This is a genomic window from Vibrio sinensis (genome assembly GCF_003605645.1).
In the GTDB taxonomy this organism is placed as follows: domain Bacteria; phylum Pseudomonadota; class Gammaproteobacteria; order Enterobacterales; family Vibrionaceae; genus Vibrio; species Vibrio sinensis.
This window is the reverse complement of sequence record NZ_QVMU01000007.1, coordinates 156,985-183,639: the sequence shown is the minus strand read 5'-3', so window position 1 is coordinate 183,639 and position 26,655 is coordinate 156,985. Positions and strand designations below refer to the sequence as shown.

The 26,655-nt window shown below is 41.9% G+C and carries 26 protein-coding genes; 17 read left to right on the top strand and 9 right to left on the bottom strand.

Annotated elements, in window-relative coordinates:
* Window positions 1–214 precede the first annotated feature (214 nt).
* From DZ860_RS10395 to DZ860_RS10380, 4 genes are all read right to left on the bottom strand, one after another.
* A complete protein-coding gene (locus DZ860_RS10395) occupies window positions 215–1,594 on the bottom strand; it encodes an AmpG family muropeptide MFS transporter (protein WP_120030965.1) in 1,380 nt (459 codons plus the stop codon).
* A gap of 100 nt (window positions 1,595–1,694) precedes the next feature.
* Complete coding sequence (locus tag DZ860_RS10390) at window positions 1,695–2,240, bottom strand: peptidylprolyl isomerase (protein WP_120030963.1); 546 nt, start codon at window positions 2,238–2,240, stop codon at window positions 1,695–1,697.
* Window positions 2,240–2,809: a YajG family lipoprotein gene (locus DZ860_RS10385; protein WP_120030961.1), complete on the bottom strand. Its 570-nt coding sequence runs from the start codon at window positions 2,807–2,809 to the stop codon at window positions 2,240–2,242. Before DZ860_RS10385 ends, DZ860_RS10390 begins: the two co-directional genes overlap by 1 nt.
* A 50-nt stretch (window positions 2,810–2,859) precedes the next feature.
* Window positions 2,860–3,990 carry a methyltransferase gene (locus DZ860_RS10380; RefSeq protein WP_120030959.1) on the bottom strand — a complete coding sequence of 377 codons (1,131 nt, stop codon included), beginning with the start codon at window positions 3,988–3,990 and terminating at the stop codon, window positions 2,860–2,862.
* Window positions 3,991–4,142: 152 nt separating this feature from the next.
* On the opposite strand from DZ860_RS10380, the gene bolA reads away from it, so the two are divergent.
* From bolA to nqrM, 9 genes are all read left to right on the top strand, one after another.
* Complete coding sequence (gene bolA / locus DZ860_RS10375; protein ID WP_120030957.1) at window positions 4,143–4,451, top strand: transcriptional regulator BolA; 309 nt, start codon at window positions 4,143–4,145, stop codon at window positions 4,449–4,451.
* Window positions 4,452–4,879: 428 nt separating this feature from the next.
* Window positions 4,880–6,220: a Na(+)-translocating NADH-quinone reductase subunit A gene (locus DZ860_RS10370; RefSeq protein WP_120030955.1), complete on the top strand. Its 1,341-nt coding sequence runs from the start codon at window positions 4,880–4,882 to the stop codon at window positions 6,218–6,220.
* Between the two features lie 3 nt (window positions 6,221–6,223).
* Window positions 6,224–7,465: an NADH:ubiquinone reductase (Na(+)-transporting) subunit B gene (locus DZ860_RS10365; protein WP_120030953.1), complete on the top strand. Its 1,242-nt coding sequence runs from the start codon at window positions 6,224–6,226 to the stop codon at window positions 7,463–7,465.
* A complete protein-coding gene (locus DZ860_RS10360) occupies window positions 7,455–8,237 on the top strand; it encodes a Na(+)-translocating NADH-quinone reductase subunit C (RefSeq protein WP_120030951.1) in 783 nt (260 codons plus the stop codon). The genes DZ860_RS10365 and DZ860_RS10360 overlap by 11 nt, the downstream gene beginning before the upstream one ends.
* On the top strand, window positions 8,237–8,869 hold the full coding sequence (locus DZ860_RS10355) for an NADH:ubiquinone reductase (Na(+)-transporting) subunit D (RefSeq protein WP_120030949.1): 633 nt from the start codon (window positions 8,237–8,239) through the stop codon (window positions 8,867–8,869). Before DZ860_RS10360 ends, DZ860_RS10355 begins: the two co-directional genes overlap by 1 nt.
* Window positions 8,870–8,876: 7 nt before the next feature.
* Window positions 8,877–9,473 (top strand): NADH:ubiquinone reductase (Na(+)-transporting) subunit E, encoded by a 597-nt coding sequence (nqrE, locus tag DZ860_RS10350; protein ID WP_120030947.1) that lies wholly within the window; start codon window positions 8,877–8,879, stop codon window positions 9,471–9,473.
* Window positions 9,474–9,502: 29 nt separating this feature from the next.
* A complete protein-coding gene (nqrF, locus tag DZ860_RS10345) occupies window positions 9,503–10,729 on the top strand; it encodes an NADH:ubiquinone reductase (Na(+)-transporting) subunit F (protein ID WP_120030945.1) in 1,227 nt (408 codons plus the stop codon).
* Window positions 10,730–11,014: 285 nt separating this feature from the next.
* The gene (locus tag DZ860_RS10340) at window positions 11,015–12,019 is read left to right on the top strand and encodes an FAD:protein FMN transferase (protein ID WP_120030943.1); all 1,005 of its coding nucleotides are present in this window, start codon (window positions 11,015–11,017) and stop codon (window positions 12,017–12,019) included.
* A 22-nt stretch (window positions 12,020–12,041) separates the two neighbouring features.
* Entirely contained in the window at window positions 12,042–12,275 is a 234-nt protein-coding gene (gene nqrM, locus DZ860_RS10335) for a (Na+)-NQR maturation NqrM (protein WP_120030942.1), read from the top strand.
* Window positions 12,276–12,347: 72 nt separating this feature from the next.
* Here nqrM and DZ860_RS10330 read toward each other — a convergent pair whose 3' ends face one another.
* Window positions 12,348–13,562: a response regulator gene (locus tag DZ860_RS10330; RefSeq protein WP_120030940.1), complete on the bottom strand. Its 1,215-nt coding sequence runs from the start codon at window positions 13,560–13,562 to the stop codon at window positions 12,348–12,350.
* Between the two features lie 161 nt (window positions 13,563–13,723).
* Here DZ860_RS10330 and dinB point away from each other — a divergent pair, with 161 nt between their 5' ends.
* The 4 genes from dinB to DZ860_RS10310 all read left to right on the top strand — a co-directional run bounded on the left by dinB (window position 13,724) and on the right by DZ860_RS10310 (window position 17,705).
* Window positions 13,724–14,791 (top strand): DNA polymerase IV, encoded by a 1,068-nt coding sequence (gene dinB, locus DZ860_RS10325; RefSeq protein ID WP_120030938.1) that lies wholly within the window; start codon window positions 13,724–13,726, stop codon window positions 14,789–14,791.
* Window positions 14,792–15,268, top strand: coding sequence for a GreA/GreB family elongation factor (locus DZ860_RS10320; protein WP_120030936.1), 477 nt, complete (start codon window positions 14,792–14,794; stop codon window positions 15,266–15,268).
* A gap of 80 nt (window positions 15,269–15,348) precedes the next feature.
* The gene (locus DZ860_RS10315; RefSeq protein ID WP_120030934.1) at window positions 15,349–16,092 is read left to right on the top strand and encodes a YggN family protein; all 744 of its coding nucleotides are present in this window, start codon (window positions 15,349–15,351) and stop codon (window positions 16,090–16,092) included.
* Between the two features lie 248 nt (window positions 16,093–16,340).
* Window positions 16,341–17,705, top strand: coding sequence for a sodium-dependent transporter (locus tag DZ860_RS10310; RefSeq protein ID WP_120030932.1), 1,365 nt, complete (start codon window positions 16,341–16,343; stop codon window positions 17,703–17,705).
* A gap of 157 nt (window positions 17,706–17,862) precedes the next feature.
* Here DZ860_RS10310 and DZ860_RS10305 read toward each other — a convergent pair whose 3' ends face one another.
* The 4 genes from DZ860_RS10305 to DZ860_RS10290 form a co-directional block, all read right to left on the bottom strand.
* Complete coding sequence (locus DZ860_RS10305) at window positions 17,863–18,954, bottom strand: succinylglutamate desuccinylase/aspartoacylase family protein (RefSeq protein ID WP_120030930.1); 1,092 nt, start codon at window positions 18,952–18,954, stop codon at window positions 17,863–17,865.
* Entirely contained in the window at window positions 18,914–19,819 is a 906-nt protein-coding gene (gene rimK / locus DZ860_RS10300; protein ID WP_120030928.1) for a 30S ribosomal protein S6--L-glutamate ligase, read from the bottom strand. The genes DZ860_RS10305 and rimK overlap by 41 nt, the downstream gene beginning before the upstream one ends.
* Window positions 19,819–20,262: an ATP-dependent zinc protease family protein gene (locus tag DZ860_RS10295; protein ID WP_120030926.1), complete on the bottom strand. Its 444-nt coding sequence runs from the start codon at window positions 20,260–20,262 to the stop codon at window positions 19,819–19,821. The genes rimK and DZ860_RS10295 overlap by 1 nt, the downstream gene beginning before the upstream one ends.
* Window positions 20,263–20,674: 412 nt before the next feature.
* Window positions 20,675–22,147 (bottom strand): aminoacyl-histidine dipeptidase, encoded by a 1,473-nt coding sequence (locus DZ860_RS10290; protein WP_120030923.1) that lies wholly within the window; start codon window positions 22,145–22,147, stop codon window positions 20,675–20,677.
* Window positions 22,148–22,595: 448 nt separating this feature from the next.
* Here DZ860_RS10290 and vcdP point away from each other — a divergent pair, with 448 nt between their 5' ends.
* From vcdP to frsA, 4 genes are all read left to right on the top strand, one after another.
* On the top strand, window positions 22,596–22,682 hold the full coding sequence (vcdP, locus tag DZ860_RS25245; protein WP_500691414.1) for a small protein VcdP: 87 nt from the start codon (window positions 22,596–22,598) through the stop codon (window positions 22,680–22,682).
* A gap of 425 nt (window positions 22,683–23,107) precedes the next feature.
* Window positions 23,108–24,397 carry an NCS2 family permease gene (locus tag DZ860_RS10285; protein ID WP_120030922.1) on the top strand — a complete coding sequence of 430 codons (1,290 nt, stop codon included), beginning with the start codon at window positions 23,108–23,110 and terminating at the stop codon, window positions 24,395–24,397.
* A 272-nt stretch (window positions 24,398–24,669) separates the two neighbouring features.
* Window positions 24,670–25,134 (top strand): xanthine phosphoribosyltransferase, encoded by a 465-nt coding sequence (gene gpt, locus DZ860_RS10280; RefSeq protein WP_120030920.1) that lies wholly within the window; start codon window positions 24,670–24,672, stop codon window positions 25,132–25,134.
* Between the two features lie 198 nt (window positions 25,135–25,332).
* The gene (frsA, locus tag DZ860_RS10275) at window positions 25,333–26,580 is read left to right on the top strand and encodes an esterase FrsA (protein WP_120030918.1); all 1,248 of its coding nucleotides are present in this window, start codon (window positions 25,333–25,335) and stop codon (window positions 26,578–26,580) included.
* Window positions 26,581–26,655 lie beyond the last annotated feature (75 nt).

The following is a 26,655-nucleotide window of genomic DNA, read 5'->3' as shown; positions in this document are numbered from 1 at the left end:
CAGGTATCGTTTACGCAAACGGTTTTATTGATTATGCAGTTTGTCAAATAATCAACATAATTAGTGAATGATAGATTTAAATGCAGCAGGTTGCGTGATTTTAGGTCTAAAAGAGTGAGTGGTACGCCTTCAGTTCCTCATGGATATAAAAAATGGCGCTAGGCGCCATTTTTGTGATGAGGTTGCTTTGCTAGCTAGATGACACCAATAACGATTAATTGGACTCGTTTGATGTATCCAGTTTTGCATCATCATTTCGTCGCTTTTCTAGCAAGTCAGTGAAGTAATGACGAAGTGAATACAGCATCACTAGGCTTGGTACAACCATGATTGCAGTTATGATGAAAAACGTAGACCAATCATTGAGGTAATCAGCCAGTTCACCACTGAATGAAGCTAATGTCGTTCGACCAAAGTTACCCAGTGAAGCAAGCAGCGCGTATTGCGTCGCTGAGAATGCTTGCCCAGTTAGAATCGTTAAGAATGATACAAATGCTACGGTTGAAAATGCAGTAGTAAAGTTATCAACGATAATGGTTGCTAAAAATAGGTTTTCGTTTGGTCCTACTTTCGCGATCCATGCAAACATTAGGTTGCTCGCCGCCATGGCTATACCACCAATCATCAGCCCTCTAACAATTCCGAATTTCACATTAAACATACTACCGAGCAAAGTGAAGAACATCGTTGCTCCCCAGCCGATAAGTTTTGAATAATGTCCAATCTGTTCATTGCTAAATCCAATTTCTTTATAGAAAGTGATCGACATACGGCCTAAGAATGCTTCACCAATTTTGAATAAGAATACAAATAGCAATAACGTTACGGCCACTTGGACACCGTTACGTTTGAAGAAATCTAAGAATGGTTCAATAACCGTCACACTCAACCATGCAACGACTTTATTACCAACGACCTCGTTATGACGCTTTTCAGCTTGCGATTGAAGCTCTTCTCGGTGAGTTTGAGGCTCTCTTACCAACAAAGTAAACGCAATTAATATACCGACAACAACGGCCATTCCGTAATAAACCCCATTCCAACCAATGGAATCAGCGTTCACAAATGCAAAGTATCCAGGAAGTGAGTATCCCGTCCACCAACCAATGACAGCCATTGCAGATGCTTGAGGTAGTTTACTTGCTTGTGATTTCGGGAACGTATCGATACGAAAAGCATCAATGGCAATGTCTTGTGTCGCGGAAGCCGTCGCAATGATCAAAGCAAGCATTGATGTGAGCATAAGACTCTTGGCAGGATCGACACCGGCAATGAACAATGTACAAATGAGTATCACGCATTGGCATAGCAGAATCCAACTACGACGTTGGCCGACCCAAGCGTGTAAGAAAGGGAGTTTGACCCTATCAACCAGTGGAGCCCACAGGAAGTTAATTGCGTATACCGCAAAGACACTGCCAAAATAACCGATAGCAGCGCGAGTGAGACCGGCATCTTTTAGCCAGCCTGACATATTCGAGCCAATTAAAACCCAAGGGAAACCGCTCGAACAACCGAGCATAAAAACCCAAAGCAGGCGTTTGTCGAAGTAGCTCCGAACCGTATCTAACCATGAGATAGACGCGTGGGACATAGACTATTCCTTGTTTTTGGTGATGTTGTGTTTCTAACTTAGAGAATTAAGCAAGAATTGAAAAGGCTCTAGCCAAAGACGCTAGAGCCTCTATAAGAGGTTATTTAACAACCGCAATTTGAGTGATAATAATTGGCTCTACAGGGACATCATTATAGCGGCCCAAAGAGTGAGTCGGCTTACTGGCCATCTTTTGAATGACATCAAAGCCATCGGTCACTGTACCAAATACAGCATAGCCAGGCGGGCGTTGACCATAATCCAAGAAGTTATTGTCGGTTAGATTGATAAAAAACTGACGAGTTGCTGAGTTTGGATCGTTGGTGCGCGCCATTGCGATAGATGCAGTTTTATTTTGAAGCCCATTATTGGCTTCATTTTTAATTGGAGAATACGTTGGTAGCGTATTCATTTTTTCATCAAAGCCGCCACCCTGAGCCATAAAACCAGGAATAACACGGTGAAATTGCGTACCGACGTAGCTACCATCGTTGACGTACTTTAAAAAGTTAGCGACAGTCACTGGCGCTTTCTCTTCATTGAGTTCAATGGTAAAAGCACCCAGTGTGGTTTCGACTTCGACTTTTGGCCCTGCAAAAGCAAGGCTACTAACTAGTGACAGAGATGCTAGGGCATATTTCCACATTAGAATCGCTCCTGCATATAATTTTTCAGCTCACGGTCATTTGAGATTTCTGTCAGGACAAGGTTTGTCACATCATTCAATACGACAGCAATTTCTTCATTTGAAGCACTCAATGCACCAGTGCGTTTTGCTGTACCAGTATAGGTTTTTACCAATTTGCCTTGAGAATTTTCAGCGGTTAATTCAAGAATAACCGTCGCATTCATTTCATTTTCCATTACCGAATGTTTCACTGAAACTAGCGTCTCTTGAATTTCTATAGCAACAGAGTTATCGCTGTCTAAAGAATTGCGGAAACCTTGTGATTCAAGTTGAGCAGCTAGAGCGTTTTCAATCGCAATGCGAACATTTTGCTTAGAGTGGATCGGTTCGATATTTGAACGACCACTATCGACTAATGCAACATATTGGGAAGCGCGTACATCTTTGCTACTCAGTGTGAAAGTGCTGCCTTTTACCAAATCACTACTGCTTAATGCAGCTTTTGGCATGAAATTGATTTGCTCTTGCTGAGGCGCGGCACAAGCTGTGAGTAATACCATTGACGCGGCTAGAACCAATTTTCTCATTGTCGTTTCCTTATTATCGTTACTCGTGAAGCGAGTTTGAATATGAGTATTTATTTAGTGGCTTGTAAAATAACAAATTTATTATTTGATGCGACCGTTTTTACTTTCGCGTTGCCAAAAAGTCTCGCTAATTTAGCATCGTAGCCGAGGTGACGATTACCGATAACTAATAATTGACCACCACTGCTAAGAACATGCTTTGCATCACAGAACATTTGCCACGCAATGTGATCGGTAATCGCTTGTTGCTGGTGGAATGGCGGATTGCACATAATTAAGTCAGCACTGCTCGCCATGAAGCCATCTAGGCAATTATTAGCGACGCAGTTGATTTCTCGGTCGGTGCCAAGAACTTCAATGAGGTTCTGGCGCGCAGATTCGACAGCCATAAAACTTTCATCAACACAGGTGAACTTTGCTGTTGGGTTGAGTTGACCCATTCTGCAAGAGAGAACACCATTGCCACAACCTAGATCTATGATGTGTTTGATTCCCTCTTTTCGAGGTAAATTTGGCAACATAAAACGAGCGCCAAGATCTAGACTTTCACCAGAATAAACATTCGGATAATTATTGAGAGCAAAGTTTTCTCCATCGACATCCCAACGTGTTATTGGATCAATGGGGATGATTTGCGCGCTGTTGGCATTAGAAAATACGAGTCGGTGCTTACGCCATGCAAGAGAGGTCTTCGTTTGACCTAGATATTTTTCAAACAGTTTGAGTGTCGATGTATGGATGTCTTTTGCTTTATTGACCGAAACAATTAAAATATTTGAATCAAGGGCTGCACGTAGTCGACTCAACTGCCAAGTTAAGTGGCGGTTACTTTTAGGAATCTGCATGATAACCAAATCAATATCAGAGGGTATTTCATCCATTGTTGTCATAAATGAAATATCATTGCATTGGTTGCTTGCTAAGTTCGCACGTGTGCCAGTTTGAGCAATAAAAGAATCACTCATCATGGTCACTTTGTGCTGTGCAGAAAACCAACAACTTAGAGCGCCAAAGTTGTCGTTGAGTATCAAAATGTGTTTATGCTCTGTAAAGCCGAGTTCTTCCACATAATTGATGATATATTCGTCGCCGGCGTCCCACGCTTGTAGAGTTTCGCTGTTTCTTTTCGGAAATCTATGCAGAATTAATGTGCGATCATGTAAAGTAAGATCAGTTTTCATAAATGGAACGTTCAGTGTGAGTATTATGCTGAAATTGTCGCAGATGGCGACAAATGTGGAAACTAAAACCTTTAGCTTTTTATTCTAGAGAGCTAATATGCCGAAATATTCGAGCTCAGCCTCTTTCATACTTAATCATTAGGTGGAATATGATGTTACAAGATGTGATTGAATCGAAACTTCAACAACAGTTCACCCCAGGCTTTCTTAGTGTCATTAATGAAAGTTATATGCACAATGTACCAGCGGGTTCAGAAAGTCACTTTAAAGTGATTATCGTTAGCGACCAATTTATAAATCAACGTTTAATAGCTCGCCATCGTAGCGTAAATCAACTTCTATCTGAAGAACTTGCCAATCATATTCATGCTCTTTCAATTCATACCTATACCTTGGATGAATGGCAGCAGCAAAACAATAGCGCTCCTGATAGCCCAATGTGTTTAGGCGGCGGCAAATAAATGTAAAAAAAGGGCAACTATCACTGCCTTTTTTCTCTTGATGTGCAAAAGTCTGCGTAACAACATAGAAACAAATCTGCAAATATGACTAAATAAAATGAAATATTTCATGATGTGAAGAGAGATGGAGGGGGCATTATTTTTGCGACGATGTGATTGTGCTATAGCTCAAAGTTATGACTATTATTTAGCCATTTAAGCACGATAACCCGCAATTAATCACGCTATCACTTAGTTTGATCATGGCATCACGTTCCCAAATGATGATAGACTATTGCCCCTGATAAATTCTGCTTTTGTTTGTGACAAAAGCTTTAATAGGATGTTGCGATTTTGGCGTGCAATGGCGCTGAAACCGGACACAAATGTCGTGTCTAAAAGTTACGCAATCATAGAATCTTTTTCCCGATAAAGTAGTGCAAGTGCGTATGATTACAATAAAGAAGGGTTTGGACCTTCCTATCGCAGGAACTCCTACCCAGGTGATTAATGATGGTAAGTCCATCAAAAAAGTCGCCTTGCTTGGCGAAGAGTACGTTGGCATGCGTCCTACGATGCATGTTCGCGTTGGCGATGAAGTGAAAAAAGCTCAGATTCTTTTTGAAGATAAAAAGAATCTAGGTGTGAAATTTACTTCACCAGCAGCCGGTAAAGTGATCGAAATTAACCGTGGCGCAAAGCGTGTACTTCAATCTGTAGTGATTGAAGTGTCAGGTGATGAGCAGGTGACATTCGATAAGTTTGAAGCAGCCCAATTAGCAAATCTAGATCGTGAAGTGATCAAGACTCAACTAATTGAATCAGGCCTTTGGACCGCTTTACGTACTCGACCGTTCAGCAAGGTTCCAGCCGTTTCATCTTCTACACAGGCAATTTTTGTTACTGCGATGGATACTAATCCATTGGCAGCTAAGCCTGAGTTAGTTATTAACGAACAAGGTGAAGCTTTTGTCGCTGGTTTAGATATCCTTTCAGCCCTGACAGAAAATAAGGTTTACGTTTGTAAATCTGGTACAAGTCTTCCACGTTCTTCTCAGTCAAATGTTGAAGAGCATGTGTTTGATGGCCCTCACCCAGCAGGTCTTGCTGGAACCCACATGCATTTCTTATACCCAGTAAATGCAGAAAATGTGGCTTGGAGCATCAACTATCAAGACGTTATCGCCGTTGGTCAACTTTTCCTTACTGGTGAACTTTATACTGATCGAGTTATTTCTCTGGCTGGCCCAGTAGTTAATAACCCACGTCTAATTCGCACTGTAATAGGTGCTAACTTAGATGAAGTAACCGATAGTGAATTGATGCCTGGTGAAGTCCGTGTCATTTCAGGATCAGTATTGTCAGGTGTGCAAGCATCTGGACCTCATGCTTACTTGGGCCGTTACCACGTTCAAGTTTCAGTATTGCGTGAAGGTCGTGAGAAAGAATTGTTCGGCTGGGCAGTACCTGGTAAGAACAAGTTCTCTGTTACGCGCTCTTTCCTTAGCCATGTCTTCAAAGGTCAGTTGTTTAATATGACAACGACGACAAACGGCAGTGATCGTGCAATGGTTCCAATTGGCAACTACGAACGTGTAATGCCATTAGATATGGAACCAACATTGCTGCTTCGCGATCTATGTGCAGGTGATACAGACAGCGCGCAAGCGTTGGGTGCGCTTGAGCTAGATGAAGAAGATCTCGCATTATGTACCTTTGTATGCCCAGGCAAATACGAATACGGTCAACTGCTTCGTGAATGCTTAGATACAATTGTGAAGGAAGGGTAATCCATGCTTAAAAAGTTCCTTGAGGATATCGAGCATCATTTTGAACCAGGTGGTAAACATGAGAAGTGGTTTGCGCTTTATGAAGCTGCAGCGACTCTTTTCTATACACCAGGTCTAGTGACTAAAAAAAGCTCGCACGTTCGTGATGCCGTTGACTTAAAACGTATCATGATCATGGTTTGGTTTGCGGTATTCCCAGCTATGTTCTGGGGTATGTACAACGCAGGTGGTCAAGCGATCGCTGCTCTAAACCATATGTATGCTGGTGAACAACTAGCAGCCGTTGTTGCAGGCAACTGGCATTACTGGCTAACTGAAATGTTCGGCGGCACCATGGGTGTTGAAGCGGGCGTTGGCAGTAAGATGCTATTGGGTGCAACCTATTTCCTACCTATCTACGCAACGGTATTCCTCGTTGGTGGTTTCTGGGAAGTATTGTTCTGTATGGTGCGTAAGCATGAAGTTAACGAAGGTTTCTTTGTTACTTCTATCTTATTTGCACTTATCGTTCCGCCAACTCTTCCATTGTGGCAAGCAGCATTAGGTATTACTTTTGGTGTTGTTGTAGCGAAAGAGATCTTTGGTGGTACAGGCCGTAACTTCTTAAACCCAGCACTAGCAGGCCGTGCTTTCCTATTCTTCGCTTACCCAGCTCAAATCTCGGGTGACGTTGTATGGACTGCAGCAGATGGCTTCTCTGGCGCAACGGCTCTTAGCCAATGGGCTCAAGGTGGTGATAGTGCACTAGTAAATACAATCACTGGCGCTCCGATTACTTGGATGGATGCATTCATCGGTAATATTCCGGGCTCAATTGGTGAAGTATCAACACTAGCACTGATTATCGGCGCAGCGATGATTGTTTACATGCGAATTGCATCATGGAGAATCATTGCGGGTGTAATGATCGGTATGATTGCAGTATCGACCTTGTTCAACGTGATCGGCTCTGATACCAACCCAATGTTCAGCATGCCATGGCACTGGCACCTTGTTTTAGGTGGTTTTGCATTCGGTATGTTCTTTATGGCAACTGATCCTGTATCAGCTTCATTTACCGATAGTGGTAAGTGGTGGTACGGCATCCTTATTGGTGCCATGTGTGTAATGATTCGTGTTGTGAACCCGGCATACCCAGAAGGTATGATGCTGGCGATTCTATTTGCGAACCTATTTGCACCTTTGTTCGACCATGTGGTTGTTGAGAAGAACATTAAGCGGAGACTAGCGCGCTATGGCAAGTAATAACGATAGCATTAAAAAGACGCTGTTTGTTGTTATCGCATTGAGCCTAGTGTGCTCAATCATCGTATCAACAGCAGCTGTTGGCTTGCGTGACAAGCAAGTAGCAAATGCCGCTCTAGATAAGCAAACAAAAATCTTAGAAGTAGCAGGCATCCCACTATCAGGCAACATCCCTGAGTTGTTTAAAGAGACAATCGAACCTCGACTTGTTGACTTTAAAACAGGTGATTTTGTTGAAAAAGCGGAAGATGGCTCTACTGCGGCAAATTACAATCAGCGCCTAGCATCTAAAGATCCTGCTGAATCTATCTCTCTGACACCAGAAGAAGATAAAGCGAAGATCTTTCGTCGCGCAGACACAGGTATTGTATACCTAGTGAAAAGCGACAAAGGCATTTCAAAAGTAATTATTCCTGTGCATGGTACTGGCCTTTGGTCAATGATGTACGCGTTTGTTGCTGTTGAAACTGATGGTAACACTATCTCTGGTCTAACTTACTACGAGCAAGGTGAAACTCCTGGACTTGGTGGTGAGATTGAAAACCCAGTATGGCGTGAGCAGTTTGTTGGAAAGAAACTTTTCGACGAGAACCACAAGCCAGCAATCAAGATTGTTAAAGGTGGCGCTCCTGCAGGTTCTGAGCACGGTGTTGATGGTCTTTCAGGCGCAACATTAACGGGCAATGGTGTTCAGGGTACATTCGACTTCTGGTTAGGTGATTTGGGCTTTGGTCCATTCCTAGCAAAAGTTCGTGACGGAGGTCTGAATTAATGGCCAGTGTACAAAACATTAAAAAGAGCATTATGGCGCCGGTGTTGGATAACAACCCGATCGCGCTACAGGTTCTTGGTGTATGTTCTGCTCTTGCAGTAACAACCAAACTTGAGACAGCATTTGTTATGACGTTAGCGGTTACTTTTGTAACAGCATTGTCTAACTTCTCTGTATCTCTTATCCGTAATCACATTCCTAACAGTGTACGTATCATCGTTCAGATGGCGATTATTGCGTCATTGGTAATCGTGGTAGACCAAGTGCTAAAAGCTTACCTATACGATATCTCTAAACAGCTATCTGTATTCGTAGGTCTTATCATTACAAACTGTATCGTAATGGGTCGTGCTGAAGCGTTTGCTATGAAGTCTGCGCCACTGCCATCGTTTATTGACGGTATCGGTAATGGTTTAGGTTATGGTTTCGTACTGATTACAGTGGCTTTCTTCCGTGAACTATTTGGTTCTGGCAAGCTATTTGGCTTGGAAGTATTACCTTTGGTGAGCAATGGTGGTTGGTATCAACCAAACGGCCTAATGCTACTAGCACCATCTGCATTCTTCCTGATCGGCTTCATGATTTGGGCTATCCGTATTTTGAAACCAGAACAAGTAGAAGCGAAGGAGTAAGGACGTCATGGAACAATACATTAGTCTGTTAGTTAAATCGATTTTCATCGAAAACATGGCTTTGTCTTTCTTCCTAGGTATGTGTACTTTCCTAGCTGTGTCTAAGAAAGTTAAGACATCTTTTGGTCTTGGTGTTGCGGTTGTTGTTGTTTTGACAATTGCTGTACCAGTGAACAACCTAGTTTACAACCTTGTGTTGAGAGATAATGCGTTAGTTGAAGGTGTGGATCTTAGCTTCCTAAACTTCATCACTTTTATTGGTGTAATTGCCGCATTAGTACAAATTCTAGAAATGATCCTCGATCGCTTCTTCCCACCATTGTACAACGCGTTAGGTATCTTCCTACCGTTGATCACAGTTAACTGTGCGATCTTTGGTGGTGTATCTTTCATGGTACAGCGTGACTACAACTTTGCTGAGTCAATCGTATATGGCTTTGGTTCTGGTGTAGGTTGGATGCTAGCGATTGTCGCTCTAGCAGGTATCCGCGAGAAGATGAAGTACTCTGACGTACCCCCAGGTCTACGTGGTCTAGGTATTACCTTTATCACGGTTGGTTTGATGGCGTTAGGCTTTATGTCTTTCTCTGGTGTTCAACTGTAGGGTAAGCACCCATAAATAAGGAATAACAAATGCAAAGCATTATTCTTGGTGTAGCGATGTTTACCATTATTTTACTTGCTTTGGTTTTAGTGATTTTATTCGCTAAATCAAAACTGGTACCTACAGGTGACGTTACTATTTCAGTTAATGGTGACCCAGAGAAGAGTTTTATCACTTCTCCAGGTGACAAACTACTTAGCGCAATGGCTGCTAAAGGTATTTTTGTATCATCAGCATGTGGTGGCGGTGGCTCTTGTGGTCAGTGTCGTGTGAAAGTTAAATCTGGTGGCGGTGATATCCTACCAACAGAACGCGATCACATCACAAAAGGTGAAGCACGTGAAGGTGAGCGTCTAGCTTGTCAAGTGGCTGTGAAAACAGACATGGAAATCGAGCTTCCAGAAGAAATCTTTGGTGTTAAAAAGTGGGAATGTACAGTTATCTCGAATAACAACGAAGCGACTTTTATCAAAGAGTTGGCTCTGGCTATCCCTGATGGTGAAGAAGTACCGTTCCGCGCTGGTGGTTACATTCAAATCGAAGCTGAACCACATCACGTGAAATACGCTGATTACGATATTCCTGAAGAATATCGTGGTGATTGGGATAAGTTTAACTTGTTCCGTTACGAGTCAATCGTTAAAGAGCATTCGATTCGTGCTTACTCTATGGCTTCATACCCAGAAGAGAAAGGCATCATCAAGCTAAACGTACGTATCGCGACTCCGCCGCCAAATAACCCAGATGTAGCTCCTGGTGTGATGTCATCTTATATTTGGTCTCTTAAAGAAGGCGACAAGTGTACTATTTCTGGTCCATTTGGTGAGTTCTTCGCGAAAGATACTGATAATGAAATGGTCTTCATCGGTGGTGGTGCTGGTATGGCGCCAATGCGTTCACATATCTTCGACCAACTTTTACGTCTTAAATCTAAGCGTAAAATGTCTTACTGGTATGGTGCGCGTTCTAAGCGTGAAATGTTCTACGTGGAAGATTTCGATGGCTTAGCAGCAGCGAATGAAAACTTTGTATGGCACTGTGCACTGTCTGACCCTATGCCAGAAGATAACTGGGATGGTTACACAGGCTTTATTCACAATGTTCTTTATGAGAACTACTTACGTGATCATGAAGCGCCAGAAGATTGTGAATACTACATGTGTGGTCCACCTATGATGAACGCGGCTGTTATCGGCATGCTGAAAGATCTAGGTGTAGAAGATGAGAATATTCTTCTAGATGACTTCGGTGGCTAATTTCTTTTGATTTGAAGCCATGGTGTTGTTAATAGTGTCAATTTTCGCTAATCACATAGTTATCTATGCTCATAGCGATAAATTGGCACTACTGCCTAGCCACAGCAACAAATCATTCGAAATTTAGGTTTACGATAAATAGATACATGGCTGGCTCTTGAGCTAGCCATTCTTTTTTTTAATTAGTGAATATAAGAGAGCTGATGAATAGCAACTGGATCTTTTAGCAGTGCCTTTCAATAACAGCTTCCTTATATTTTCTAGTGCAGGATTAGGGGTAAACGAGTGAAAAAGTGGCTTGTTGTATTTGCTTCTCTATTAGTACTTGCAGGTTGTGATAAACCTGCTGAGCAGATTCATTTGAGTGGCCCTACTATGGGGACGACTTACAATATTAAGTATATCGAACAAGAGGGTATACCAACGCCAGAGGTTCTGCAGACCGAAATCGATCGCTTACTTGAAGAAGTGAATGATCAGATGTCGACTTATCGTAAAGATTCAGAACTGAGTCGTTTCAACCAGCATCAAACGAGTGAACCATTTGAAGTATCCCCTCAAACGGCAACGGTAGTGAAAGAAGCTATGCGCTTGAACGGTCTAACTTTAGGTGCACTTGATGTGACCGTAGGTCCACTTGTTAACTTATGGGGATTTGGCCCTGAAGCTCGTCCGGATATTGTGCCGAGTGATCAAGAGCTTGCGGCGCGTAAGGCCAATGTTGGTATTCATCATTTGTCTATTGATGGTAATAAGCTGAGTAAAGATATTCCAAATTTATATGTTGATCTTTCTACTATTGCCAAGGGATGGGGTGTCGACGTTGTCGCCGATTACTTACAGGCGCAAGGTATCAAGAATTATATGGTTGAAGTTGGCGGAGAGATGCGACTTAAAGGTCTGAACCGAGAGGGGATTGCTTGGCGTATCGCGATTGAAAAACCAACGGTAAACGAGCGTAGTATTCAAGAGATCATCGAACCTGGCGACATGGCTGTGGCGACGAGTGGCGATTATCGCAATTACTTTGAGAGCAATGGTGTGCGATACTCACATATTATTGATCCAAAAACAGGTAAGCCAATTAACCATAAAGTGGTGTCAGTAACGGTACTTAATAAGTCATCGATGACGGCCGACGGTCTAGCAACTGGCTTGATGGTTCTTGGTGAAGAACGTGGTATGAAGATCGCCAATGATAACAATATTGCTGTTTTCATGATTGTGAAAACAGAGGATGGTTTCAAAGAACTGGCTTCTGAAGCGTACAAGCCTTTCATAAACAAATAACGAGTTAAGTGAGCGCATCAATATGAATACATTTCTGATCACTTTTGGGGTTTTCATGGCAGTGATTGCTGCAATGGCTGTTGGCTACATATTCCAAAAGAAAGTAGTAAAAGGTAGCTGTGGCGGTTTAGGTGCGGTGGGAATCGAGAAAGTTTGTAACTGTCCAGAGCCATGTGATGCTCGTAAGAAGCGTGAAGCTCGCGCAGCAGCTCGCGCTGAGAAATTGGCGGCTTGGGAAAAAGATCGTATTGCTTAATTGATCGCAGATGGCTCCATCATGTAAAAACCCGGCATTGTCGGGTTTTTTATTACAACTAGGCAATGAACATTATTGTATTACGGTTTGATTTCGTCCGTTGGCTTTAGCTTGGTATAAATGATCATCTGCGATTTTGATTTGTTGCGAAAGCGTCCCCATCTTATTTGAAACACCGATGCTGACAGTCAGTTTAATTTGCTGCTCTTTATATTGAGTCGGTGTTTTTTCGACCCGTTCACGCATGTGTTCTAAACGGGTAATAAATTCATTTAAATCACCACAAACCTGTATACAGAACTCCTCTCCGCCAAATCGTGCGACGACATCATCGGGGAAATAGATCTTAAGAATGTTGGCGATCATCACTAACGCTGCATCCCCGCCATCATGACCATAGGTATCATTAACTTGCTTGAAAAAATCAATATCCAGCATAGCGACATGACGCTGCGAACATCCTCCACAGGGTTGATTGAATAGAAAGCGACGATTCCAAAGCCCAGTTAATGCATCCTCGTTCGCCATCTTATATAAAGCATCAGTGGCTTCTTTCATATCGAGGAGTTGATGCACTCGACAGAAAAATTCCTCTTGGTTAAATGGCTTATATAGAAAGTCATTTGCTCCTGCTTTAAGAAAGCGCGCCGTCATGGTGTGGTCATCGCTGCCTGACAAACCAAGTATCGCTAGTTGGTTTTTATTTTGGCTTTGTCGTATGTCGCGTATCATGTTAATGCCATCTTTATTTGGCATATCATGGTCAGTGATCACTAACGTAATATCTGGATTTTTTTCTAAGATAGTCAGTGCTTGTTCACCATCTTCTGCCTGTAATGTTGCGATGTATTGTTGATCCAGTAATTGAGTAACTAGATTTCTAATCGTCACCGAGTCATCAACGACTAAACACTTATGTTGTTGATTATTGGTCAGTCGAGTTAGAAGTGCCAATAGATACGAAACGGAGGCTTTGCTATCTTTCAGAATATAATCGAGAACGCCTTTCGCAATTACTTTCTCTCGAATATCTTCTTGAAACATTGCAGTCAGTACAATGACTCTGTGTTGATGAGAGAGAACAAGATCAATCACTTCGCCATTTTCAGCATCTGGAAGGCAATAATCTAAGACTGCACATAACAGATCTTGTTGTGTATCGAGGATTTGCTTTGCTTGAGTAAATGATTCTGCAGTTAAAACTTCAAATCCAGCTTGTGTCAGTTGTTGTTGCAGGTAATTTCTGAACGCGCGGCTATCTTCTACCACTAAAATTCGATTGCTCACGAATATTTGTCCCTAGTTGTTACTGTCCTTTTTGTTCATAGTAATCAAATAGAAACATAACTCTAGAATATTTCTCAAAATCGTGACAAAGACGAAGACTATTTCTTAAATATTGATTAACGGCTATACTGTTTTTTTAAACAGTATACATAGCAACAACAATGGAAGAACACGTCAAAAAAATTATTCATGTCGATATGGATTGTTTTTACGCGGCCGTCGAAATGCGCGATAACCCCAGCTATCGTGGTGTTCCATTGGCTGTTGGTGGACATGAAAAACAACGCGGAGTGATCAGCACTTGTAACTACGAAGCGCGCAAATTTGGTGTACGTAGTGCCATGCCAACATCAAGAGCGTTGCAATTGTGTCCTAAGTTACTAGTAGTTCCGGGAAGAATGCATGTCTATAAGCAGGTATCTTTACAAATACGGGCTATTTTTGAGCGCTATACAAGCGTGATTGAACCGCTATCTTTAGACGAAGCTTTTCTAGATGTAAGTGATTCTAAACTTTGTCATGGTTCTGCTACATTAATTGCCGAAGCGATTCGACGTGATATTTATCAAGAGTTGAACCTGACAGCGTCGGCTGGTGTCGCCCCAATTAAATTTTTGGCTAAAGTCGCCTCAGACATCAATAAACCCAATGGACAGTTTGTTGTACCTCCAGAAAAGGTACAAGAAGTGGTCGACAAATTACCGTTAGAAAAAATTCCCGGAGTGGGGAAAGTGAGCTTGGAAAAGTTGCATCAAGCGGGCTTATATCTGTGTGAAGATATTAAACGCAGTGATTATCGTGAATTATTACGTCGTTTTGGTCGGTTGGGAGCATCACTATGGAAAAAGAGCCAAGGAATTGATAATCGCGACGTTATTGTTGAGCGTGAGCGTAAATCGGTAGGTGTAGAGCGAACATTCAGTGAGAATATTGTGACTTTTGATGAATGCTGGCAAGTGATTGAAAATAGGCTATTCCCTGAATTAGAGATACGCTTAGAACGTGCATCACCCAGTAAACAAATTATTAAACAGGGAATTAAGATCAAATTCGCAGATTTTCAGCAAACCACGATTGAACATATTCAGCCACAGCTTGATCTCGCCTATTTTCGTCAGTTATTGGTCGATATATTGAAGCGTCAACAAGGAAGGGAGATACGTTTGCTAGGGGTTAGTGTTATGCTCAAGCCTGAAGAGCAAGCGAGACAATTGAGTTTTTTTGAATAGATGAATAAGAATCAGATCCTCGCTCTATTTATAGAGCAATTAGAGAATAAACACCGTGTCGCTCTCGCTTCGACACAAAGTGCGATTGCTGCGGCGACAGATGAAGAAACCGTCCCTGAGAACAAGTACGATACATTGGCGCTTGAGGCTGCGTACTTGGCACATGGGCAGGCAATGCGTGCTCAAGAGTGTGAGCAAGAAATTCAAGCGGCTAAACGTATCGTGCTGGCTAATGATTGTGAGTATGTTCGAGTTGGATCTTTGGTGAGTTTAATCGCTGAAAGTGGGGAACTGAAGTGGTTATTTATCAGCCCTTGTTCAGGTGGTTTAACGATCAATTATCAGCAACAGATAATTAGTGTCATTACGTTTCAGTCTCCTTTAGGTACCGCGTTAAAAAATAAACAAGTTGGGGATGATGTCAGTTATAAGATTGGCACCACAGAGTTCTATTATGAAGTTGATAGCATTGAGTGATTCGAGTGGTTCATCCCTAATTCACGCTTAACTTGGTATACTTGTATGAGTCATCGTTTACGTAGATTAAAGAGAAAGTCATGAAAGCAATATTAGCGATTATTCCTTTGTTTATGAGTGGTCAATTGATGGCTGCTCAATGCAAAATTGATATCAAAAATGAAATCCATTTAGATGGTCAGCGATTGGAGATTCATCAAGCAAGTGGGGAAACGGCGGTCGTTGATGAAAATAATAATTTGATGATTCATGGTGATATTGTCGAGCTTGATAGCGATCAGAAAGCGGCGATTGAAGACTATAGAGAAGCTTTAAACAGCTACTTACCAAGAGCGAAAAAGATCGCTAATGATGGTCTAGAGCTAGCTAACGAGATCATCGATGATGTTAGTGAAAGTTTCGATGCTCCAGAGGCGTTTGATGGTGTTAAAGAGAAACTGCACCAATTTTATGCTGATATTGAGTCTCGATACTACAAGAATGGCGATTTGGTTTTACCTGCTGAAAGTTTTCAATCTTTGACCGAGTCATGGGCTGCTGATTTTGATAAAGCAAAAGAGATATTTAACGAAGAGTTTATCTCTAGTGCGTTTAATGCCATGTCAGCGAAGATGAAAGCTGAGGGTGGGCTTAACCTTACTGCTATGGCTGAAAGCATGACTGAGTTGAAAGAGCGCGTAGCAAAGCGTCTTGCTGAACATGCGCAAGATGTCGAAGTTCAAAGTGAAGAGTTCTGTGAATCGTTAGATGATATGGCAGAGCAGGAGCAAGAGCTTCACAAAAAAATTCCACAGTTGAAAGATTACCAAATTTTCACTATCTAAAATTGTGATTCAAACGGCTAGTTTAGATTTCAAGGGACGCTAATGCGTCCCTTTTTGTTGTCTTATTAAAAGTGAATGAAGTTATTAAATGGTCTGTGTGGGTTTTAGTTCTGTAATTGGGTTAAATTTTAGCCGCTTTTATTGTTATTTTCATATCAATTAGTTTTTGGTAGTAATGATTGGTTGTTTTTATTATATAACTGAATTATTGTACTAGCTGGCTAGTTCATAAGTGCAAGTTGAGTGGTATGGCACAGGTAGAAACATCTCAAACACGAGAGCTGTTTAGCTCGAGACTCGGATTCATTCTTGCCGCTGCAGGTGCAGCGGTAGGGCTAGGTAATATATGGGGTTTCCCAACACAAGCGGCGAGCAATGGTGGTGGCGCATTTTTACTTGTGTACTTGATCATGATCTTTGTGGTGGCTTATCCAATGCTGGTGGTTGAAATGGCCATTGGTCGACATGGGCAAGCAAACCCTGTTGATAGTATGCGTTCACTCACCGTTAATCCGTTAGGAAAGCGTGTTGGTAGTATTGTCGGCTGGATTGGGTTGAGCGTTCCAAGTGCTGTACTTGCTTTTTATAGCATTGTCGGTGGCTGGATTATTTGCTTTATGTTTGGTGGTATTTCGGAGCTGTTTGGTTTTGCGAGTGCTGCAGATTGGTTTAAAGGTTTTAGCGTTGCGCGTAATTTATTTGGCACTTTAGTTTTTTATGTTCTGACGATTTTAATCGTACAAGGTGGCGTTAAGCAGGGTATCGAAAAATGGTCAACTCGACTCATGCCTGCATTATTCGTGTTATTTGGTTTGTTGTTTGTGTACATCATGACTCAAGCCGGCGCTGTCGAGGGGTTAAAGCACTATCTTGTTCCTGATTTTGAGAAAGTATTCGACCGCAAACTGATTTTGGCTGCAATGGGGCAAGGTTTCTTTTCTTTGACTATTGGTGGTTGCTCAATGCTTATCTATGGATCTTACTTAAGTAAGAAAGAGAACCTACCTAAGATGGCGATGAACGTTACTTTGGTGGATACAGCCGTTGCCTTTATTGCCGGGTTGGTCGTGATGCCAGCGATGTTTGTCGCAATGCAAAAGGGCGTTCAAATCTATGCTGAAGATGGTTCATTGTTGAGTTCAGACACGCTTGTGTTCACCGTATTGCCACTGATGTTTGATAGCCTTGGTATGTTAGGGCAGATATTTTCGATTGTGTTCTTTGCCTTGCTGACGATTGCGGCCTTAACGTCATCGATTTCGATGTTGGAGTGTTCAGTTTCTTTGGTAGGTGAACGTTTTAATACTAAACGAACCCCAACAAGCTGGGTGCTAGGTAGCCTGATAGCCGCATTTAGTATCGTAATCGTATTTAACTTTAACTCGATGTTTGGCTTAGTCGCGATGGTTGCTACTCAGTACCTACAACCAATTGCAGCATTGTTGTTCTGTCTATTTGGTGGTTGGGTATGGAGCCGTCATAGTAAACTTCAGGAGCTTGAACAAGGTTATCCAGAGTTTTCTTTAGGTTGGTTTGGTCGTGTATGGCCGGTATACGTTAAGTTTGTATGCCCACTATTGGTTGCGACGGTAATTTGGGCCTCATTTGGTTAAGTATGTATAGTTATTGAAGTACCCAGCCCTAAATGTGCACCCACATTTAGGGGCTGAGTGCTTATTCATAATTCGTCCTCAATGTGTAAACACATTTCAGGACGGGACAATGGATATAAAAAAAGCCCTTGATAAATTCAAGGGCTTTTTAGTATGACTAAGATGGAGTATTGATTTGACCTGTTGTAAGAGGCTCTAAATCATAATCTGCGACATCTTCAATGAAGTCTTCTACAGCTTGTTCTACTTCATCATCATCTTCGGTAAAGTAAGCTAGGTGGAAAATTGCATCACCTTCGTTAACGAGTGGAAGTGTTTGTTGACCAATCACTATCCCGCCTTTTGTCGCTTTTAACTCGATTTCATCGTGTCCAAGAGGGGCACTGATGTAAGCAAGAGTTTGGCCTTTTTCAACTTTCTCGCCCAAGGTCACTAAAGTGCGCAAAATGCCATCGCTTTCTGCTCTTAGCCAACTTGTTGATTTTGCAATCACAGGCGTTAAAAGTTTTTTACGGCTTGCTCTTAGCATACCGATTGCTTGCATTACACGTTGAACACCAATATAGCCTGCGTTAATACAAATAGGTTCAAAGCGTAGTGCTTCACCTGCTTCATAAGTTAGTACAGGAATACCTAATCGTTCTGCTTCACTGCGTAATGAGCCATCACGAAGTGGAGCATCAACGATTACAGGCGTTGCGAATGCTTTAGCAATGCGTAATGTTTCTTCATTGCTAAGGTCTGCGCGGATTTGCGGTAAGTTGGTACGGTGAATCGCACCAGTATGCAAATCTAATATGTAATCACAGCGTTTTGCTACTTGTGAAAAGAAAGTATTCGCCATGCGTGAAGCAAGGGAGCCTTTATCACTGCCAGGGAAGCAACGGTTTAAGTCGCGACGATCTGGTAAGTAGCGTGATTTGTGAATAAAACCAAAAACGTTAACGATAGGTACAGCAATTAGCGTACCTTTCAGTTTTTTTGCATCAATGGTGTTGATCAGTTGACGTACAATTTCAACACCATTGAGTTCATCACCATGGATTGCAGCATTGACCATTAAAATTGGTCCTGCTTGCGTACCATTGATGATTTCAACAGGGATCGATAATGGTGAGTGGGTATAAAGCTTTGCAGCTTCTAACTCAATAACCTTACGTTCCCCTGGAGCGATAGATTCGCCAAGAAACTCAAAAACGCTATTCTTTTTAGCCTTTGCCACGAGTTTTAGTCCTTTTGCTTGCCGCATTTTTCTCAATAAATTCGACAATCATTCCAGCAATGTCTTTACCAGTTGCGGCCTCAATACCTTCCAGACCTGGAGATGAGTTTACTTCCATGACTAATGGACCACGGTCAGAACGAAGTAGATCGACCCCAGCCACATTTAGACCCATTATTTTCGCAGCAGCAACCGCAGTGCGGCGTTCTTCAGGTGTGATTTTAATAAGTGAAGCACTACCACCACGGTGTAGGTTAGAGCGAAACTCGCCCTCAGCACCCTGACGTTTCATTGCTGCAATCACTTTATCACCAAGAACGAAACAGCGGATATCCGCACCACCCGCTTCTTTAATGAATTCTTGTACCATAATATTGGCTTTTAAGCCCATAAAAGCTTCCACTACGCTTTCTGCCGCTTTGCGAGTTTCTGCTAATACAACACCAATACCTTGAGTTCCCTCAAGTAGTTTGATAACAACTGGCGCACCGCCAACCATTTCAAGTAAATCTTTTACATCATCTGGTTTGCTTGCAAAGCCAGTGATTGGCATACCGATACCTTGACGAGACAGTAGTTGCATTGAGCGCAATTTATCACGAGAACGAGTAATCGCTACCGATTCGTTAACAGGGTATACACCCATCATTTCAAATTGGCGTAGAACAGCTGTGCCGTAAAAGGTCACTGATGCACCGATACGAGGAATAATAGCATCGTAACCAGATAGCTCTTCACCCTTAAAGTGAATTTCTGGTTTCTGAGAATTGATATTCATGTAACAACGAAGAGCATCAACAACTTTCACTTCATGGCCTCGAACTTCACACGCTTCGATCAGACGACGAGTCGAATAAAGATTCGCGTTGCGTGACAGAATACCAATTTTCATTATTTATTTTCCTCAAACGGGATTAGAAACGATTCTACAGGGTCGACTTGGATACGGTGATGCATCGCTGTGCGACCTAATAACATGCGAAAAGCCATGTTCTCGCGGTTGTTTAATGTGATTTCGATTGGCCAAGTTTGTCCGCCGAGGCTCATGAGAGCTTCAATCACATAGCGTTTTTCTTCATGACCACCAGAGTCACGAACTACACGTTCATCAATAACTTTAGCTTCGCAAACGACTTCTACTTCCGTGTTGTGTTGAATTGGGTGTAGCCAAAAGCGAACCCAAAGTGTCTCTTCCTTGTAAAAGCTCTCTACTTTGAACGCGTGTAAGCAAGATGTTCTGGCGCCGGTATCAATTTTAGCGTTAATTTCGTCAATACCAAGACATGGTAGGGATAGTGTTTCACACCAACCTACAAGCAGTTTTTCTTTCTTCATCACAATTATTCAGTTCGTTGATATAAAATGTATAGGATTATCGCCTGCGATTATGAGCCATTGCCCGTCAATAGCAGCCAATAAAATGAGGCCGTTATGTGTTATGCCTACAAGTAAAAATCGCAATGCACAACGTAATACACGACTATCTATACAGATTAGTATATAAGAGAAATAAGACACTCCAGGAAGGAGCGCTCCCAACATAACAACACGGTGTTATGGTGCTTGAAGAAGGCAAGATGGTTTGCCCAAAGACGCTTCAAGGACGGGGACTGTAGCAATCCAGCTATTTCATGACCAACTAAAAAAGGTTTTCGATACGATTAATTTTATTTATCGATAGCCATCTAGAAAAATGGAAAAAGCCAGCTAATCAGTGCTGGCTTTTCACATTAGTTTTTCTAATTTTTTATGCTTTTACTGGGATGCTTTTAAGTAAAGCAACCATCTGTTCCCAAAACAAAGCGACAGTATCAATTTTCACTTTCTCGTCTGGAGAATGTGGGAATTTTATCGTAGGGCCGAATGAAACCATATCCATCTCAGGGTAAGGTTCTTTGAATAAACCACACTCTAGACCAGCGTGAATAACCATTATGTTTGGCTTATGTCCGTAGATTTCCTCATACATATCACGGAAGATTTGCATGATTTCTGAGTTTGCGTCAGGTTTCCAGCCAGGATATGCACCGCTAAATGCAATGTTTGCATTGGCAAGTTCAGCGACAGAAGTAAGCATGCTTTCAACTTGTTGACGCCCTGAGTCAATCAGTGAACGAATTAAACACATGACGCTAATGCTATCGGCACTTGTTGAAATTACACCAACGTTGAGAGATGTTTCTACCACGCCCTCAATTTCATCACTCATACGAATAACACCGTTTGGACAAGCATTCATTGCCGCGATGAATCGTTGTTGATCCGCCAGAGCGAATACGCCCATGCTTACTTGAGTCGTTTCGTTGAAAGAAACGATGTCAGTTTCAACTTTGCCCAGTTCAGTTGTTAGTAACTCAGTGTAGTAATTGAATAGCTCAGCCAGTTTTGCTTCATTTTCAGCAGGAACGGCTACACTCACAAAGGCTTCGCGAGGAATCGCATTTCTTAAGCTTCCGCCACGGAACTCAACCATACGTAGGTCTAGCTCTTGAGCATGTCCAGCTAAGAAGCGGATCAATAATTTGTTTGCGTTACCACGACCTGTATGGATGTCACAACCAGAGTGACCACCTTTTAGGCCTTTAAGAACAAGCTGTCGTGTAACAAAACCGCTTGGGATTTCTTCGCGTTGAATATTGAATGTAAATTCGCCATCGATACCGCCAGCGCAGCCCATGTAGACTTCACCTTCTTGCTCAGAGTCTGTATTCAAAAGAATATCTCCCTCCAACCAACCTGCTTCTAAACCAAAAGCACCAGTCATCCCCGCTTCTTCATCGATAGTTAACAGTACTTCAAGAGGGCCGTGGCTAATATCATCAGCAGCAAGAACAGCGAGACATGATGCCATTCCCATGCCGTTATCAGCACCTAGAGTGGTACCTTTAGCTGTTACCCATTCACCATCAATGTATGGTTGAATCGGGTCGGTAGTGAAATCGTGATCAGTGTCTTCGTTTTTCTGTGGCACCATATCAATGTGTGCTTGAAGCACCACACCTTTACGGTTTTCCATTCCCGGCGTTGCTGGCTTTTTAATGAATACGTTGCCAGTAGGATCGCGGCGTACTTCTAAGCCTTGCTCTGTTGCCCAGTTAACAATATAGAGAGCGAGCGCTTCTTCATGTTTAGATGGGTGAGGAATCGAGCATATTTTATCAAAAAACTGCCAGATAGGTGCAGGTGATAACTTGCTAATTTCAGAATGGAATTCAGACACAGATGACTCCTTAATATGCATATTGCCAAATAATATAGTGTTATTTCACAGCTCGTTAATTGTTCAGGCTGCTGTTTGGCGCTTCTAACTTTACTCTGCAAGAATAACACTCCCGAGCCTTTGGTTGTAGCCCAATAGAAGGGCAAATCATCAAGTGGCGTATTGAAAGTGTAATTAGAAGCAACGGTGGTGATCAAAAAATGCATGAAAGGGCATGTTCTTGTGATTATTCTGTAATTAAATTACCAATTAGCATATTTATTGAGCAAAAAGATCAAATATTGTGACTTTAATCACCAATACTATTGTAATTAATTTTCTTGGTGGTATATTTATAACCAACTTCCAGTGGAAGAAAAAATGCTCAATGGATGAGTCCGATTTATCGCCTCCAAGGAACCGAGAAATCAACGTTTTTTATTAACTGCTTTGATTTAAGGTGATAGCTATGAAAGGTTTACCAAGTGCAGCGTTCTGGATAAACAGCTCTGTTTATACAAGCAACTTTGCATACCCAGCTAGTTTTGGTTACTAAACTAGCCACTTGAACAGTTTGTTTACCCCTAAACATTAGAATTTATTTACAGCGCCTTTTCGCTGACATGATTCAACCGCCACTCAAATTGAGTGGCGTTTTTTTTGCCTAAAAACGATAACCAAAGCATGTTTTTCAACGCAATCAGTCGTTCGGAGGCAATATTGAATCTAAATAGCGACTTATAGCAGAATATTTTTACAATGGTTTTTATCGATAGATTGTTTTTTTATTGGTGTGTTAGTGCTTGAATGTTAAGGGTTTATATCCATTTTTCTATTTTGATTTCTGTCATTTAATGCATCTGGTTGGTAAAAATATCAATTAGAGTATTAATTCTATCTGGAATTTGTTTTTTGATGACTCTATAATCCAGCCAATCGTTTACGCAATCGTTTACTTTTTCTATTTTATAGGATCCAACCATGCTGGAAAAACTCTTTAAACTCAGTGAAAACGGCACTAGTGTTAAGACGGAAATCGTCGCTGGTGTAACTACGTTTTTGACCATGGCTTATATTATTTTTGTAAACCCAGCTATCCTTGCAGATGCAGGTATGGATCGTGGCGCTGTGTTTGTTGCAACCTGTTTAGCTGCTGCTATCGGTTGTTTTATTATGGGTATTGTCGCTAACTACCCAATTGCTCAAGCTCCTGGCATGGGTTTGAATGCGTTCTTTACCTATTCTGTCGTTCTCGGTATGGGTCACACATGGCAAGTTGCATTAGCAGCCGTGTTTGTTTCTGGTTTACTGTTTGTTTTACTTAGTATCTTTAAAATTCGCGAGTGGATCATTAACTCGATTCCCGTTTCATTGCGTACGGGTATTTCGGCGGGCATTGGTTTGTTCCTTGCTTTCATTGCGCTGAAGAATGCTGGGATTGTTATTGATAACTCTGCAACGTTAGTTTCCCTTGGCTCTATCACTTCGCTACCAGCCGTATTAGCGTCACTTGGCTTCTTCTTTACAATTGCTCTCGTTCATCGCGGCGTTAAAGGCGCGGTAATGATAGCTATTCTATCTGTGACGGCTTTAGGTATTGCATTTGGTGATGTTCAATGGGGCGGTCTAATGTCTGCGCCACCGAGTATCGCACCAACATTTATGCAGCTAGATTTTTCTGGCCTATTTGAAATCGGTATGATTTCGGTTGTATTCGCTTTCCTATTTGTCGATTTGTTTGATACAGCAGGTACGCTTGTTGGCGTTTCACAAAAAGCAGGTTTGACGGATGAAAAAGGCAATATTCCTCGTTTAAATAAAGCTCTTTTAGCTGACTCAACAGCAACATCTGTAGGTGCATTGCTTGGTACTTCAAACACCACTTCTTATATTGAGAGTGTGGCAGGTGTGGCTGCTGGTGGTCGTACCGGGTTAACTGCTGTAACCGTCGGCGTATTATTCTTACTTGCTTTATTCTTCTCACCTTTAGCTGGAATGATCCCTGCTTACGCAACAACAGGCGCTCTGTTCTACGTGGCTATTTTGATGCTTTCAGGTCTTGTGAGTGTTGACTGGCGCGACTTAACAGAAGCTGCTCCTGTTGCGGTGACGTGCTTATTGATGCCTTTAACGGGTTCAATTGCAGATGGTATTTCTCTTGGTTTTATCGCTTACGCTGCGATTAAATTGATGAGCGGAAAAGGGCGTGACGTATCGACCAGTGTTTGGGTTATGTCTCTTATCTTTGTTCTTAAATTCGTTATTGGTTAATAGATTCTTTGGCAGCATCAAAAGCGCCTTCAATGAGAATTTGATGAACTCAATAAAAAATGATTGCCCTTAGGACTTTGTCCTAGGGGCAATTTCTTTTGTTTCGTCTTACATTTTAAACATCAGCGTTGGTATTACGCCGTTGTTTCGGTAGAATAATCGTTTGCGTAGCTTGAACCCCCAATTTCCTATTGTGGAAATGACTTAAGACATGGCTTGTGTCTGCCAAAGTTTCAAGGGGATACAAATTTTCAATTTATTAGGTTATTACAATGAGCAACAAATTCATTATCACTTGGGACAACATGCAAACTTACTGTCGTGAATTGGCTGAAAAGCAAATGCCGGCAGAGCAGTGGAAAGGCATCTGGGCTGTTAGCCGTGGTGGTTTAGTTCCTGGCGCAATTTTGGCGCGTGAATTGGGAATTCGTTATGTAGATACAATTTGTATCTCTAGCTACGATCATGATCATCAACGTGATATGACAATCGTTAAAGCGCCAGAAGGCGATGGCGAAGGTTTCTTGATAGTTGAAGACCTAGTAGACAGTGGCGAAACTGCACGTAAGTTACGTGAAATGTATCCAAAAGCAAAACTGATTGCAGTATGTGCAAAACCATCAGGTAAAGAACTTCTTGATGATTACGTTGTGGATATTGCACAAGATACGTGGATTGAACAGCCTTGGGATATGACGATCCAATACGCTGAGCCAATCAATCGTAAGCAAAAATAATTGATATCGATATAGTCTTTTAAAATGCCCCTTTTATAGGGGTATTTTTTTATCGGTGACCATCAAAGTTGTGTGAGCTATCGCACTAAATGACCAACAATTGCTTTCGCGCATAAAGTGGATAGCTGATCAACACTGCAACTGAGAGGGAGTGCGGTATACTATCAGAATTGATTTTTTGCTATGTAAGTACCCGCCATGTCGACACCAGATAAGCAAAACCTTTCCGAAGCACTATTTACCAATCATAAACAAGCCAAAGAAACCTCAGAACTGACTCGTTACATGCCGACTAATCAAACTATTCTGGCAGAAAAACGTACTCAGGATGGGAGTAAATGGTATCGACACTTGCGCCGATTACAGTGGAACTGGCAAGGCCTTGATCCTATCGAGTTAGAATCGGTCTTAGCCAAAATTGCCTCGTCACCACATTCTCGAACTCACGATGAATGGCTAGATACGGTAATGGGTTATCACCGAGGAAACTGGACATTCGAGTGGACTAAGCTAGGGATGCTACACCAGAAACGCGCTCATGATATGAAAGGTGAGCAAGCGGCTGATGAGCTTTTCAGCGCATCACTTTGCTATAGCATTGCAGGTTATCCTCATTTGAAAAATGATAACTTGGCTTTACAAGCGCAAGTGCTTGCTCATAAGGCGTATGACGAAGCAGCGAAGAAAACCAAATATATTATTAAGCAGTTAGATATTCCCTATGAGGGAAAACGAATCAAAGCTTACCTGCATTTAACCAGTACGGAGAAACCTCAACCTGTGGTGATTGTGAGTGCAGGTCTTGATAGCCTCCAGACCGATATGTGGCGTTTATTCCGAGATCATCTGGCTAAAAAAAATATCGCGATGATTACGGTAGATATGCCCTCTGTGGGCCACAGTTCACATTGGTCGTTAACTGAGAATACATCGGTACTGCATCAAGCAGTATTGAATGAATTACCGTCCATTCCTTGGGTTGATCATTATCGTGTTGGGCTTGTTGGTTTTCGATTTGGCGGGAATGCCATGGTTCGCTTGTCATTTATGGAACCAGATAAAGTAAAAGCTTGTGTCACATTGGGTGCGCCTATCCATGATATTTTTGTGTCACCGAAGAAGTTGCTGAAAATGCCGAAAATGTATCTCGACATATTAGCCTCGCGTTTAGGTAAAGATGTTGTTGATATGAATAGCCTGACGGGGCAGTTGATGGCTTGGTCGTTAAAAGTCCAAGGAATCCTCTCTTCTAGGAAAACCCGAGTGCCTATTCTTGCAATGAGTCTTGAAGGGGATCCGGTATCACCATATAGCGATAATCAACTGGTTGCACTTTTTAGTGATTATGGCAAAGCAAAAAAAATCAATACGAAAACTATTAGCCAAGGATATGAGCAATCCCTCGATTTAGCGATAAAGTGGCTAGAAGATGAGCTATTTAGATGACAGTGAGGCTTTTTTAGACGATTCTTAAGGATAAGGGAGATAAGTAAATCTCTGATAATTAAAAAACAAACCATG

Bases quoted from the DNA above. Each gene is read 5' to 3' on its own strand.
- DZ860_RS10395 (WP_120030965.1), bottom strand. From the start codon at position 1,594: ATGTCCCACGCGTCTATCTCATGGTTAGATACGGTTCGGAGCTACTTC.
- DZ860_RS10390 (WP_120030963.1), bottom strand. From the start codon at position 2,240: ATGTGGAAATATGCCCTAGCATCTCTGTCACTAGTTAGTAGCCTTGCT.
- DZ860_RS10385 (WP_120030961.1), bottom strand. From the start codon at position 2,809: ATGAGAAAATTGGTTCTAGCCGCGTCAATGGTATTACTCACAGCTTGT.
- DZ860_RS10380 (WP_120030959.1), bottom strand. From the start codon at position 3,990: ATGAAAACTGATCTTACTTTACATGATCGCACATTAATTCTGCATAGA.
- bolA (WP_120030957.1), top strand. From the start codon at position 4,143: ATGTTACAAGATGTGATTGAATCGAAACTTCAACAACAGTTCACCCCA.
- DZ860_RS10370 (WP_120030955.1), top strand. From the start codon at position 4,880: ATGATTACAATAAAGAAGGGTTTGGACCTTCCTATCGCAGGAACTCCT.
- DZ860_RS10365 (WP_120030953.1), top strand. From the start codon at position 6,224: ATGCTTAAAAAGTTCCTTGAGGATATCGAGCATCATTTTGAACCAGGT.
- DZ860_RS10360 (WP_120030951.1), top strand. From the start codon at position 7,455: ATGGCAAGTAATAACGATAGCATTAAAAAGACGCTGTTTGTTGTTATC.
- DZ860_RS10355 (WP_120030949.1), top strand. From the start codon at position 8,237: ATGGCCAGTGTACAAAACATTAAAAAGAGCATTATGGCGCCGGTGTTG.
- nqrE (WP_120030947.1), top strand. From the start codon at position 8,877: ATGGAACAATACATTAGTCTGTTAGTTAAATCGATTTTCATCGAAAAC.
- nqrF (WP_120030945.1), top strand. From the start codon at position 9,503: ATGCAAAGCATTATTCTTGGTGTAGCGATGTTTACCATTATTTTACTT.
- nqrM (WP_120030942.1), top strand. From the start codon at position 12,042: ATGAATACATTTCTGATCACTTTTGGGGTTTTCATGGCAGTGATTGCT.
- dinB (WP_120030938.1), top strand. From the start codon at position 13,724: ATGGAAGAACACGTCAAAAAAATTATTCATGTCGATATGGATTGTTTT.
- DZ860_RS10320 (WP_120030936.1), top strand. From the start codon at position 14,792: ATGAATAAGAATCAGATCCTCGCTCTATTTATAGAGCAATTAGAGAAT.
- DZ860_RS10315 (WP_120030934.1), top strand. From the start codon at position 15,349: ATGAAAGCAATATTAGCGATTATTCCTTTGTTTATGAGTGGTCAATTG.
- DZ860_RS10310 (WP_120030932.1), top strand. From the start codon at position 16,341: ATGGCACAGGTAGAAACATCTCAAACACGAGAGCTGTTTAGCTCGAGA.
- DZ860_RS10305 (WP_120030930.1), bottom strand. From the start codon at position 18,954: ATGCGGCAAGCAAAAGGACTAAAACTCGTGGCAAAGGCTAAAAAGAAT.
- rimK (WP_120030928.1), bottom strand. From the start codon at position 19,819: ATGAAAATTGGTATTCTGTCACGCAACGCGAATCTTTATTCGACTCGT.
- DZ860_RS10295 (WP_120030926.1), bottom strand. From the start codon at position 20,262: ATGAAGAAAGAAAAACTGCTTGTAGGTTGGTGTGAAACACTATCCCTA.
- vcdP (WP_500691414.1), top strand. From the start codon at position 22,596: ATGAAAGGTTTACCAAGTGCAGCGTTCTGGATAAACAGCTCTGTTTAT.
- DZ860_RS10285 (WP_120030922.1), top strand. From the start codon at position 23,108: ATGCTGGAAAAACTCTTTAAACTCAGTGAAAACGGCACTAGTGTTAAG.
- gpt (WP_120030920.1), top strand. From the start codon at position 24,670: ATGAGCAACAAATTCATTATCACTTGGGACAACATGCAAACTTACTGT.
- frsA (WP_120030918.1), top strand. From the start codon at position 25,333: ATGTCGACACCAGATAAGCAAAACCTTTCCGAAGCACTATTTACCAAT.